Origin of the sequence: Pseudofrankia asymbiotica, from assembly GCF_001983105.1 — a bacterium.
In the GTDB taxonomy this organism is placed as follows: Bacteria; Actinomycetota; Actinomycetes; order Frankiales; family Frankiaceae; genus Pseudofrankia; species Pseudofrankia asymbiotica.
In genome coordinates this window covers 1-12,783 of the sequence record NZ_MOMC01000130.1, presented here as the reverse complement: position 1 = coordinate 12,783, position 12,783 = coordinate 1, and the positions used below count along the sequence as shown (strand labels likewise).

Below are 12,783 nucleotides of genomic sequence, written 5' to 3'. Positions count from 1 at the left end.
CCGATGATCGCCGCCGCCGAAGACGCGAACGCTGCCTGGCGGCTCTTCTATGGCGGCCGCCAACGCGTATCGATGGCGTTCCTCCCCGAGCTCGACCGCTACGGGGCCAAGGTATCCACGCGCCCCCAAGACGAGGTAGGACTGCTTGATCTAGCAACGATTCTGGTCTCACCCAGGCCAGACACCCTTATCTACTGCTGCGGACCCGAGCCGCTGCTCGCCGCCGTCGAGGCACACTGCGTGACATGGCCCAGCGGCGCTCTGCACCTAGAGCGATTTGCGCCCAAGCCCACGGAGAAGCCCGTTCTCGACACGAACTTCGAGGTGGTGCTTCAACGAAGCAACGTCGCCCTCACCGTGGCGCCAGACGACACGATCTTCGACGTCGTCGCAGACGCCGGTATCGACGTGCTGGGCTCCTGCTTCGAAGGGACATGCGGCACCTGCGAAACGACCGTTCTGAATGGCGTTCCGGACCATCGGGATTCGGTCCTCACCAAGCAGCAGCAAGAGTCCAACAGCACCATGATGATCTGCGTGTCCCGATCCCGTACCCCTCGGCTCGTGCTCGACCTGTAACGGCACCGGCCGAGTCGGGTCCAAAGCGCTGTCGCCGCAAGGAACTCGATCCAAGCGTGATCTTCGGCGTTGTCAGCGGTGCCTGAAGAGGCGATGCGCAAGGTCGACGCGAAGGGAATCGCCCCGCCGACAGCGGGCGAGGCCACCCGTTGTGTCTGGGTGATCACGGCGCGCCTGGGCCAGGCTCTAGCGGGGCTTGTTCGCCTGGACGTCTCTCCCTGTCGACACGGCGCCGGCTTCGCCGCCGGCGATTCGACCCAGGTGTGAAGAGGTTCCCTGCGGTCGAGCTGGCGCCCGACCCGGCCAGTGCTTGACCGACCGTGGGCGGTGAAGATCGAGGACACGCACCTGTCCCACAAGTCTCTGGTCACCACCATCACTGGAGTCATGCGTGCGTCGAGGCTAGAGGCCGGCGCCGAGCATGGCCTCTCCTCGATTCCGTGTTCGCGCCTTCCTCTAGGCCTCGGGAAGAAGATTTCGAGTAGAGGTCAGATCGTCGACTCTTATCTACCCACATCGGACGCCGCCTCCGACGGGCGGTCCGGGCCCCGTCGGCGCCCGCACGCGATGAGCGATCTGAACGCATCCGAGCCCCCGTTGGACCACCCGTAGACAACCGACCGGTCGGACGATAGTATCGCGATGTGGGTTTCGAGTTCCTTTCCATCGCCACGACCGGCTGTGTCGCGACAGTGACGATGTGTCGTCCCCCGGTGAATGCTGTCAACCTACCGATGTATGCAGAGATCAAGGGAGTGTTTTCGAAAATCCGTGAACTCGCGCCTGAGGCAAGAGTGGTGATCCTCGCTGGCGAGGGGAAGCACTTTTGTGGCGGTAACGACCTGGCGGAGTTCGCCACCATGACCCCGGACAACGCCCCGATCCGAATGCTGCAGGTCCGTGAAGCCTTCATTTCGATCTATGACTGCGCGCTGCCAGTGATCGCCGCCGTTCGTGGTGTGGCTGTCKGCACCGGTGTGGCGCTCGCGGGGTCGTGCGATCTGGTCGTTGCGGGCGAGAGTGCCCGGTTTAGCCTTCCCGAGATCCAGGTTGGCGCCATGGGCGGTGCAAAGCATCTGTCCCGGCTGGTACCGCAAGGGGTGGTGCGACGAATGCACCTCACGGCGGACCTCGTGACCGCGGCAGAGCTGGCCCCATACGGCGGCATCGTGAGCGTCGTGGCGGACGCGGACATGATCGAAGAGGCTCATCGCCTCGCCAACCGGATCGCGCGACACAGCCCGGTCGCTATCCGCATTGCCAAACGGAGCCTCAACCAGATCGAGTATATGGACCTCCGGTCCGGGTACCAGTTCGAACAGAGCCTCACCGGCGAGCTGTCGGGATACGACGACGCCAAGGAAGCGGTCGCGGCCTTCTTCGAAAAGCGCGAACCCCGCTACACAGGACGATGAGGATTTCATGACCGACCCACCACACGATCCGACGCTGGCGGACTATCGGGCGTCGGTCAGAGACTGGCTCGCCGCCACGGACATCCCCAGCGTGCCCCTCGATCTTGACCACCGTTTCGAGGTGCTCAAGGCCTGGCAGGGTACCCTCTACGACGCCGGCTGGGTGGGCATTTCCTGGTCCCGCGAGTCCGGCGGACAAGGGCTGACGCCCCTGCACCAGCTCGTCTTCTCTGAGGAGCTCGCCCGGGCACGGGCTCCGATGCCGATCGGCCTGATTGGCCTGGACGTCGTCGGGCCGTCGATCGACACGTACGCGAGCAGCGAGCAGCGAGCACGCCTGCTGCCCCCCTTGCTTTCTGGCGACGAAATGTGGTGCCAGGGTTTCTCGGAGCCGAACGCCGGCTCGGACTTGGCGTCGCTGCGCACAACCGCAAAGATCGACGGTGATAGGTTCGTCGTGAACGGGCAGAAGGTCTGGACCTCCTGGGCCCACAAGGCCCGCTGGTGTGCCTTGCTTGCCCGCACGGACAGCGACGCCCCCAAACACCGCGGCATCAGCTATATAGCTGTCGACATGGCCACCCCCGGGGTCAGCGTCCGGCCGCTCGTTCAGATGACCGGAGACAGCGAGTTCTGCGAGGTTTTCTTCGACGACGTCGAAGTTCCGCGTGGCAACCTGATTGGCGACCTCAATGCGGGGTGGACAATTGCGCAAGACACCTTGAGCCATGAGCGTGGCTCCTACACCCTTCGACGGATGGTTGAGTACGACGTTGCCGTGGAGGAGGCCTTTGCTGAAATCCGCCGTCATCGTTCGGCCGGTGGAACCGTCGCACCGCGCACGCTCGAACAGCTTGGGCGGGCGTATGTAAGTGTCCGGGGCCTGGAGGCTCAGACCCGCAAGACGATGGCGCGCAAGGTGCGTGGGGAGGTGCCGAGCCCATACGACTCCGTCGACAAGCTCAGCCTCAACGAGGTCGAGCAACGGGTCTACAGCTCGATCAGCGACCTCCTCGGACCGTTTCGCCTCACCCCGCACGACCCGAGCGCGGGACTCGACAGTGCCCGCTGGGTTAAAGACCACTACTATTCCCGCGCGGTGTCGATCTACGGAGGGACCTCCCAGGTGCAGCGGAACATCATCGCCGATCGGCTGCTGGAGTTGCCGCGTGGGTAGCGCCGCAGACGACGTCCTGACCGCCGTCACGGCTTTTCTTGATCACAGATATGGCGACGGGATCCGGTTGGCCCTGCTGGAGGGAAACGACGACGGCGCGAGTCTGCGCCAGGCGGCGGCCGCGGACGGGTGGTTCGACCTGGCAGTGCCAGAAAAACACGGCGGCGTCGGCTTGGCCCTCAACGACCTCGTTCCCGCGTTCCGGCTCTTCGGTGAACGGCTTGCCGTCGGACCCTTTGTCGAGCAGATGGTGCTGCCCGCCCTCCTGTTGAGCGAATTGAACCTCGACGAGGCCACACGGCTACGAATCCAGGCGCTGCGATCTGGCACCCACCTGCTCGCGTGGGCCGACCCAGGCATAAGTCTGGACTGGTGCGCCGGCACTGTGAGCACGCGGAACGGACGGCTCAACGGCGAGATCCGCTTGGTCCGCTACGCGCCACACTGCAGTGAGCTGTTAGTTGTTGCCGATTCGCCGGCCGGCGCTCAGCTTTGCCTGGTAGCCGCAGCCGCATCGGGCCTGAGTATTGAAAGCATCGAGAGCGCGGATCCAGGCGTACCCCTGGCGATCGTCCGGTTCGTCGACGTCCCGGCCTCGTCGGCGGTGATGGCCGACGGCATGGACGCCATGCGGGTCATAGCGCTGATGCGGGCATGGTCGCGGATCATGTTCGCAGCGGAGCTGACCGGCATGGCCCGCCGCGCGTTGACCCTGACCCTGGACCACATCGTCACCCGAGAGCAGTTCGGCGCTCCCATCGCGACGTTTCAAGCCGTGCGGCAGATCGCGGCCACGGCCGCGCAACGGGTCATCCTGCTGGAGAACTTCTCGGAAGCCGTCGCCGAGGACGCCTCGACGCAGAGCGCAGACCTGCTCAGCCTGTCAGCGATGGCGTTCAAGGCCGCGGCCGGCGAGTTGGCGCGCGGCGTGGGCGAAGACGCGATTCAATTGCACGGAGGGATCGGTTTTACCTACGAGTATGAGCTGCAATGGTACTACAAGCGCATCCTCGCCCTCCGCACATGGTATGGCGACGAAATCGAGTTGATGGCGGAGATCGGTCGCCTGCGGCTCGCCGCATGAGCGCGGAGGTGATGATGCCAACCGGTTCAGGCCACGACGACCTGGAGTTGTCGTCGGATCAGCGGCRACGGCTGACCGGCTGGCTTGAAACGATCCTGGGTCGCTCGATCGAGATCGAGGGCGCTAACCTCGTCTCCGGGGGCCGGTCCAATCTGACCTATCGGATCACAACCGACGCCGGAGCATTCGCGCTGCGTCGACCACCTCGAGGCGAACTGTCCGCTACAGCCCACGATGTCGCCCGCGAGCACCTCATCCTCTCGTGTCTCGGGGCGACCCAGGTTCCCGTTCCGGCCATGGTCGGCCTGTGCGCGGACGTCGGTGTCCTCGGCGCTCCTTTCTATGTCGCTGAGTTCGTCGAGGGGCTCGTGGTACGTAGCGCGACCGAGGCCAACGCCTTGGCGGTCAAGGCCCGGGAGGAGGCGTCGCGGCGGGTCGTCGACACCCTCTTCCAGATCCACGAGGCCGACCTCGCGGCAACCGGGCTCGAGGTTCTGGCGCGACCCGGAAGCTACCTGCAGCGGCAACTGCGCCGCTGGCTGAAACAGCATCAGCAAGTGGCCGTACCGTTCGCGTCGTTGTCCACTGCCCATGACGCGTTAGCGGGCTCAGTCCCGGAATCGACCCGGACAACGTTGGTCCATGGCGATTACCGACTCGACAATGTGATCCTCGACGGAACAGGCCGGATCCGGGCCGTCCTCGATTGGGAGCTCGCTACGATCGGCGATCCGATGGCCGACGTCGCCGGCCTGTATGTGACCTGGTCCGGACCGGCCGCCGAGGTGTTGCATGTGCGCGGCGGACCGACCACCGCCCCTGGATTTGGCCCTCCGGAGCAGGTGCTGGCGGACTATGAGAAGCTGTTGGGCCATTCCGTGCGCAACCTCTCGTTCTACGTGGCATTCGCCTATTGGCGATTGGGCTGCATCCTCGAGGGGGTGTTCGACCGGTACAGCAAGGGGATGACCGCCGGCGACCAGAGCAGCGTCAAGCGCTATCCGGATTTTATCGAGATGTTCGCGAGCCGCGCCGTGCAACTCGCCCGGAAGGACACGCTATGACCAGCCGGCTCACCGGACGGGTCGCAGTCGTCACTGGCGGGTCCAAAGGCATCGGCCTGGCCACAGCCCGACGCCTCGCCGCTGACGGCGCCCAAGTGATGATCACATCGCGCCGGGAAAGCAACCTACGGGCCGCCGTCGACGCCACGCCGGATCTCGACATCCGCTGGTTCGCCGCCAACGCGGGCGAACCCGATCAGATACGCGCCTGCATACAAGCGTGCGTCGGCGAGTTCGGCCGCATCGATATCCTCGTCAACAACGCGGCGACAAACCCATTCTACGGACACATCTCAGCGCTCGACCCCCAGCGCGCAGCCAAAACCGTCGCCGTGAATCAGACAGGCCCGCTCCTGTGGAGCCAGCAGGCCTGGGCCGCATCAATGTCGCAGCACAGGGGTTGCRTCATCAACGTAGCCTCCGTCGGTGGCCTTACTGTCGAGCCAGCCATCGGCTGGTACAACATCACAAAAGCGGCGCTGCTGCACCTCACACGACAGTTGGCCTTCGAGTTCGCCCCACAGGTCCGGGTGAACGCCGTCGCACCCGGCCTGGTTCGCACGGACCTGGCCCGAGCGCTCTGGGAGGAACACGGCGACGCATTTGCCTCGGCGCTCCCGCTGCAGCGTCTAGGTGAACCTGCTGATGTAGCGAACGTCATCGCGTTTCTGGCCAGTGACGAAGCTGCCTGGATTACCGGCCAGACGCTGGTCGTCGATGGTGGGGCAATGGTTCGACCACCAATCTCGACCTCGCTCTAAGAACGGTCCGCTGATGCTACCCGATCGTAGCCGTTCGTTCCAGAACCGAAACCAGCTGGCCCAAGCGGTCCGGTGATTGCGTGAATGGCGGCTAGCGATCACCTGGCAGACTTGGCCCACTACATCGAGGCCGCCGGTTTCGACGCGCTGCTCTTCCCTGAACATGTGGCCGTGCCCATCGCGTACGAGACGAACTACAACGACGGRAAGCTGCCGCTGCACTTCGATGGCTGGCCGATCCGTACGTCGCGCTCGCCCTCGCCTCGGCGGTCACCACGCGGCTCGAGCTCGGCACCGGGGTGTCGCTGCTACCAGAGCACGAGTCCCATCGCGCTGGCGAAGACCATCTCCACGCTCGGCTTCTACTCTGGCGGTCGCCCGATCTTCGCCTTCGGCGCCGGGTGGCTCCGCGAAAAGACGGAGCTGTTCGGCATCGAGTTCCGAACCGCTACCGGCGCCTCGCCGAGTTCGTCCAGGCCATGAAGGCGATGTGGTCGCAGCAAGAGACCGCCTATTCCTTACTTGAGGAACTCAACGTGCCATCGGCGTTCGCCAGATGCTGCTCACGCTGGAAGGGCACGGGAGTTCGTTGACGACGTAGCTCACCTGGTCGAGCGCTGCCACGCCCTCGGCCGATAGCTCCGGTCGTAAGCCCCTTCGTACACAACGAGAGCCCGTTCTCATCTCCCTTTAAACACCGCCTTGCCCCGGCCGTGCTCCAGCAGCGAGGCGATGCCGGCGGGCAGGTCCTCGGTACCGAAAGGCCGGCCGCCGAGGTGCGGGGTGGCCGCGTCCGCCGCCGCGGTGCCCGCGTCCCTGGCGAGGCGCAGCAGCTGCTTGGCGCTGGCGAACGCGATGGTGGGACCTGCGGCGAGCGCGGCGGCGTACTCACGCGCGGTGGGAAGCAGCTGGTCGGCCGGGCAGATCTGGTTGACGATCCCCCATGCCTCGAGGGTAGCTGCAGGAAGGACCTCGCCGGTGAGGACCATCCGCGCGGCACGGGCAACCCCGGCGCGAGCTACCAGGCGCTGCACGCCGCCTCCCGCCGGCAGCAAACCAACCTTCGCCTCGACCAGGCCCATCTTCGCGCGGTCGGAGGCCCACAGCAGGTCACAGCCAAGGCTGAGCTCAAAACCGATCGTCAGGTTGAGGCCGTCGACGACCGCGATCGTGGGCACCGGCAAGGCCTCGATCATGTGCGTGAGTCCGAGTATCCGCGCCATCAGCATGACGCCGTCGTTCTCCGACAGCCCTTGGAACTCGTGGACGTCTACTCCGCCRCAGAACACCTCGCCCTCGGCTCGGAACATGACGGCGCGGAACCTGCCGGGCAGGGCGGCGAGCAGTCCTTCGAACTCGGCGGTAATCGTACCCGTCCACAGATTCAGCGGAGGAGCGTCAAGAACAATTTCCGCGACGTCTCCATGTTCTTCGATCCTGATCCCCGCCACGGTACTCCTTCGGCTGTCCCTACAGGCGCACCCGCGACGGCCAGCACGAGCACCGCGGGCGTTTCAAGGTCTCGGCCGGCGCGATCCGCGCGGCGTCGCGTTCGTACTGAGCGCCCGGTCGACTCCCGCTCGCCGGAAAGCAAGTCGAGCGTCGATCGCTCGGTCTGGCGGGTGTAGGCGCTGTTGCGCACGCCGACGGCGGCACAGCTGTCCATCAACCGCACGGGATGTGCTCCCTTCCTCTGCCGGGCACTGCGAGTGAGGGCTACCAGTAGGAACACGCGAGTTACCACGTGCATTATCGCTGATGCGCTGCCCTGAAGATCAGGGTACTCGCCGACGCCGCGCCGGGACGCGAACATGCGTCGAAGTCCTGCCGTTTGCGGCTCTTCGTCTGGAACGGAACATCGGCCAGCCGGTYGGACCTGGTTAAACATACATTATTATCGACCGTCGAGTTGGGCGATGAACGCGGTCGACCGATGATCGCCGCACCATGCATCCTGCCAAGTGAAAGCCACTGCCGAACGTTCCAGAGCGGCACCTGTCGGAGGTCAGGCGGCGTTGACGACCGTCCGGAAGGTCGATAGCGTGAGGAGACGGCAGTCGTTGCCGCGCCCGCCGCCGGACATGAACGATCCCGCGTTGCAAGCCGAGGAGTGGGTATGACCACCGACGACGCGTCCCGCGAGCTTCAGCAGTCGGAGGATCCTGGGGAGCTGACGCTGCTCCACTCGCTGGCCCGATGGGCAGGTCGGACACCGGAAAAGGTGTTTGTGGTTGAGGCCGCGAGCGGCAGTGCGTTTACCTACGCCGATGTATACGGCGCTAGTGTCTCGTGGGCCGCACTACTGCGGCGCGAGGGTGTCACTGCCGGAGACACGGTGGTCACGCTCCTCAACTGGCGGGTCGAGGCGATCAGCGTTTKGAGTGGTATTGCGTCATTAGGTGCCATTGACGTCACGATCAGCCCGAATACCAAGGGGCGCCTGCTGGTGCACCAGCTGAACCTGGTGAAGGCGGCGGTGGTCGTCACGGATGGTGAGGGTCGTCAAATGCTGGAAGCGCTTGCGGCGGAACTGCAGTGGGTGAGACTGCTCATTTGCATCGGGTCGGAAACGTCGTCGCCGATCAGCGAGGTATTCTCGGCCCGAGTGGTRCCCGCCGACTCCGTCTACAGGGCGCGGGAGAGCAATGACGCAGGATCGCTCACTTGTCCGGCGTTGAGTGATGTTGCGCGTCTGGCGTTCACCTCTGGCACGACCGGTCCATCCAAGGCCGTGATCATCCCGTGGGGATCGATGGTGCAGGGCGCTGTCGCCAGCCGGAAACCGGAGTACAGTAGCGACGACTGTATCTACGTGACGAGTCCTGCCAATCACGTCACCGGCCGGATGTTGATCGTGCTATCCGCAATGCTTGGTGCCACCACTGTCGTGCGACCGCATTTTCGTACCCAAGACTTTTGGGCCGATGTGCGAGCTTATCGATGCACGATGACCACCCTGGTGGCCGCGATGGCCGACTTTGTGATCGACCAGCCGCCAAGAGAGGACGATGCCGATAATCCGTTGCGCTACCTGAATATGGTGCCGGTTCATCCCCGATACGAGGAATTTCGGACACGTTTTGGGGTCAAAGTAACGAGCGGCTACGGCATGAGTGAGGCGGTCAAGGTCCTGTCCTTCGGTTGGGACATCGAAGACCCCAGGAGCTGCGGTCGTCTCGCTCAGGGATGGCCTGGACTGGAGGTGCGTCTGGTCGACGCGAATGACTTCGAGGTGCCCGACGGAGAGCCTGGCGAACTAGTCGTCAGGGCTGATGTCCCGTGGACGTTGAATCTGGGCTACTTCGACGATCCGGCAGCTACGGCGCACGCGTGGCGCAACGGTTGGTTTCATACCGGTGACCTACTCCGCCGCGATGAACACGGTCTGTACTACTTCGTCGATCGGTACAAGGACGCCATCCGTCGGCGCGGGGTCAACATCGCTTCCTTCGACATTGAGGCGGAGGTGAATGCCCATCCGCAGGTGCGCGAGTGCGCAGCAGTGGGCGTGCCACTCGGCGACAATGACGAGGAGATCAAGGTGTTCGTTGTGCTTGTCGACGGAGCCGATCTTGACGAGCCTGAATTGCTGGATTACCTGGAGCATCGGATGACACGGCACATGCTGCCACGGTTCGTGCACTTCGTGGATGCGCTGCCGCGCAATGCGAGTCAACGGGTTCAGAAGTTCGCGTTACGGGCGGCGCCGCGTGACGGAGAGTTCGACGCCGTGAACTGGCGATTGGAACAGTCATACCGGTCGGCCAGCCTGTGACGGTGGGTCGTGCATGACCATCGAATGCCCCAACCTTCTGGCTCACACTCAACCCGCTGGTCACCGCCATCCCGGCGATCCGGTCGAGGCGCGGCCCACGCCGGCGGCAGCCGGCGAAGCTGCGCGCTGACAGGGCTACGCCACGACCACCTGCGCGCCTTAAACGGCATTGGCTCAAGACCACTCCACGCGCTACCCGAGCCGATCACCGCACCAGACCCCGGCTCACCCACCTCAACATCCACCGACGCGACCGGCTCGGCGGCATCCTGCACGAGTACGAACATGMGGCCTGACCTGCCCGGACGTACTCTTCGGCAGATACAATGTCGTTCGGCAACGAAGTGAACGCGGCTTGCCTTGACTGAATGGTAGGAAAGCACGGTGAACTCACGTCAAGTAACGACCACAGTCTCCGTTCGGAGTTGCGCCGCATGAGGTCGGCGCGGTCCGATGCTGCGATGCGTCGTATGTCACTGGCTTGGTCAAGAAACTGGGGAACCACTCATGCCGAGCGCGCCATGCAGTATCCGTGCGACGGCCAACTTCCCGAGAGATCTGTGGTGTGGTTTCGCGCTGTCGACGTTGAGGCTCCGTGCGCAGCTGTGTTCCGATGGCTCTGCCAGCTACGTGTCGCACCRTACAGCTACGACTTGATCGACAACTTCGGCCGCCGGAGCCCCCGAAATCTGACGCCCGGTCTCGAAGAACTCGAAATCGGGCAGAAGTTCATGCCTTTCTTTAGGCTCGTATCATTCGATCCGGAGGTCCAGATAACTCTGGGCCTCCGGCCGCGATTCGGCCCATCCATTGTGATGAGTTACGTCGCTGTGCCGGCCGACGAACATCGCTCCCGACTAATTCTGAAAGCGATCGTATCGTGGCCACGTTTCGTGCTGGTCCCGCTCGCGTATATCGAACTATTCCTTGCGCGTAAACAGCTAAAAACGCTTGCCAAACTCGCCGCAACAGCGGCGCAGTCGTAGCTATGCGCATCGGCGCGTCACGTCACAACCGGCAGCAGCTAAACCAATCACAGCAGAAGGCTCAATGAGGCCTCTTGGCCGGAAAACCCGACGTGACGTGGGCAGGCTCGCGCCCACGAGGGTCTTCGCAGCTGGTGCTGGTCCGACGGTGGTGGCTGCCAGCTGGTGCTTGTGGGCGTGAGCGGGGGTCCTGACCCGTTCTGTGCTTGACCCGCCAGGGCGGCCGTCAGGCTGCCCTGGGGATTTCCTAGTCGTCGAGGGGATGGTTGACGACATCAGCCATGACGGCCTGCGGTCCTGCTCCGCGAGCAGGGCGTCTCGTTTCAACGGATGAATACCTGGAAGAGCTCGACCTACCGGACTACGGGACGAAGAAGGCCAGGATCGAGCAGCTCTACGCGATCGCCGACCAGCAGGTGACCCCGGGAACGGCGAGCCGATGGTGGTCTTCTGCGTGGACGAGTTCGGACCGCTCAACCTGCAGCCTCGGCCGGGCCCGCAGTGGCCGGCGTCGGCGGGAAGAAGCGTGACCGGAAGCGGGGGCCGCCCAGGGCCCCGGCAAGTTTGCTGATGTGCGGGTGGTCGGTGCTGTCTGGGGTTTCTGGTGGGGCTGTGTAGCGAGAGGCTGACGCCCTGTCGGGGGGCTTCATGGGTGCGGGCACGACACCTGGAGATCATGGAGGTTCCTACGCCATCATGATCGACCCGAGGTGCCATGCCCGCCGCACCAGTATCACCGCCTGCCCCTGTTCTCGATCAGCTGGCTGCCGCCGTCACCGGCGGCTACCACCGGCCGCCGTCGGCGCCGGGCCTGCTGGCGGTCTTCGGCCAGCTGTCGGACCCGCGGAAACCCCGCGGTCGGCGGCACAGCCTGGCCGTGGTGTTGACCTTGGCGACCTGCGCGGTGCTCGCTGGCGCACGGTCGTTCACCGCGATCGGTGAATGGTCCGCCGACGCTGGTCAGACGGTGGCTGACCTGCTCGGTGTCGTCCGGGTGCCCGACGAGTCGACGTTTCGCCGGGTGTTCGCCGCGCTGGACGCCGACGCGCTCGACACGGCGCTGGGAGCGTGGGCCGCCGCGGCGACCACCCCGCCGGCCGGGACGCGGCGCCGCCTCGCGGTCGACGGCAAGACCCTGCGCGGTTCCCGAACGGGCGACGTCCCCGGTAGGCACCTGCTCGCCGCGCTCGACCACGTCAGCGGCGTCGTGCTCGGCCAGGTCGCGGTGGACGCGAAGTCGAACGAGATCCCGGCGCTGTCCGTCCTGCTCGCCGACGTCGACCTGACCGACGTGGTCATCACCGCGGACGCGTTGCACACCCAGACCGAGACCGCGCGCTGGCTGGTCAGCCACGGGGCGCACTACGTGCTCACGGCCAAGGCCAACCAGCCCAGGCTGTATGCCCAGCTCACAGCCCTGCCCTGGCGCCGGGTGAAGACCGCCGCGCGTGCCGTCGAGCGCGGCCACGGCCGCCGCGAACGGCGCACCGTGAAAGCCACCGAGGTCCGCGCCGGACTGCTCTTCCCACACGCCACGCAGGCAGTCCAGATCACCCGCCGCCGCCAGCCACTCGCCGGCGAGCCGGCCGAGACCGAGGTCGTCTACCTCGTCACCAGCCTGCCGACCCACCACGCCAGCCCCACACTGCTGGCCACCTTCGCCCGCGAGCACTGGCTGGTGGAGAACCAGCTGCACTGGATCCGCGACGTCACCTTCGGTGAAGACCTCAGCCAGGTACGGACCGGGAACGCGCCCCAGGTCATGGCCAGCCTGCGCAACCTCGCGATCACGGTCCTACGCCTCACCGGCGCCACGAACCTCGCCGCAGGCATCCGCCACCACGCCCGCCACCCCGAACGCCCACTAGAAGCGATCATGAAACTTGCTTGCTAACGAGCTTTAATCCGTGGTGTCGATTCCGCTGATCATGCTGGTTCCAGG

9 protein-coding genes are annotated in these 12,783 nt (G+C 65.0%); 8 read left to right on the top strand and 1 reads right to left on the bottom strand.

Going from position 1 to position 12,783, the window contains the following annotated elements; all coding sequences use genetic code 11:
* The 6 genes from BL253_RS38050 to BL253_RS38025 form a co-directional block, all read left to right on the top strand.
* A partial coding sequence (locus BL253_RS38050; protein ID WP_131831696.1) for a flavin reductase family protein occupies positions 1 to 579 on the top strand: 579 nt, incomplete at its 5' end.
* 644 nt (positions 580 to 1,223) lie between these two features.
* Positions 1,224 to 1,994 carry an enoyl-CoA hydratase-related protein gene (locus BL253_RS38045; RefSeq protein WP_076822945.1) on the top strand — a complete coding sequence of 257 codons (771 nt, stop codon included), beginning with the start codon at positions 1,224 to 1,226 and terminating at the stop codon, positions 1,992 to 1,994.
* Positions 1,995 to 2,001: 7 nt separating this feature from the next.
* Positions 2,002 to 3,171 carry an acyl-CoA dehydrogenase family protein gene (locus BL253_RS38040; protein ID WP_076822944.1) on the top strand — a complete coding sequence of 390 codons (1,170 nt, stop codon included), beginning with the start codon at positions 2,002 to 2,004 and terminating at the stop codon, positions 3,169 to 3,171.
* Positions 3,164 to 4,255 carry an acyl-CoA dehydrogenase family protein gene (locus BL253_RS38035; RefSeq protein ID WP_076822943.1) on the top strand — a complete coding sequence of 364 codons (1,092 nt, stop codon included), beginning with the start codon at positions 3,164 to 3,166 and terminating at the stop codon, positions 4,253 to 4,255. Before BL253_RS38040 ends, BL253_RS38035 begins: the two co-directional genes overlap by 8 nt.
* Complete coding sequence (locus BL253_RS38030; RefSeq protein WP_076822942.1) at positions 4,252 to 5,319, top strand: phosphotransferase family protein; 1,068 nt, start codon at positions 4,252 to 4,254, stop codon at positions 5,317 to 5,319. The genes BL253_RS38035 and BL253_RS38030 overlap by 4 nt, the downstream gene beginning before the upstream one ends.
* Positions 5,316 to 6,080 carry an SDR family oxidoreductase gene (locus BL253_RS38025; protein ID WP_076822941.1) on the top strand — a complete coding sequence of 255 codons (765 nt, stop codon included), beginning with the start codon at positions 5,316 to 5,318 and terminating at the stop codon, positions 6,078 to 6,080. Before BL253_RS38030 ends, BL253_RS38025 begins: the two co-directional genes overlap by 4 nt.
* A 680-nt stretch (positions 6,081 to 6,760) precedes the next feature.
* Here BL253_RS38025 and BL253_RS38015 read toward each other — a convergent pair.
* Positions 6,761 to 7,531, bottom strand: coding sequence for an enoyl-CoA hydratase/isomerase family protein (locus BL253_RS38015; protein ID WP_076822937.1), 771 nt, complete (start codon positions 7,529 to 7,531; stop codon positions 6,761 to 6,763).
* A 665-nt stretch (positions 7,532 to 8,196) separates the two neighbouring features.
* Here BL253_RS38015 and BL253_RS38010 point away from each other — a divergent pair.
* Complete coding sequence (locus tag BL253_RS38010) at positions 8,197 to 9,855, top strand: AMP-binding protein (RefSeq protein WP_076822935.1); 1,659 nt, start codon at positions 8,197 to 8,199, stop codon at positions 9,853 to 9,855.
* A 1,701-nt stretch (positions 9,856 to 11,556) separates the two neighbouring features.
* A complete protein-coding gene (locus BL253_RS37995; protein ID WP_241835512.1) occupies positions 11,557 to 12,735 on the top strand; it encodes an ISAs1 family transposase in 1,179 nt (392 codons plus the stop codon).
* Positions 12,736 to 12,783 lie beyond the last annotated feature (48 nt).

Coding starts and splice junctions, on each gene's coding strand:
- BL253_RS38040 (WP_076822944.1), top strand. CDS start 2,002: ATGACCGACCCACCACACGATCCGACGCTGGCGGACTATCGGGCGTCG.
- BL253_RS37995 (WP_241835512.1), top strand. CDS start 11,557: ATGCCCGCCGCACCAGTATCACCGCCTGCCCCTGTTCTCGATCAGCTG.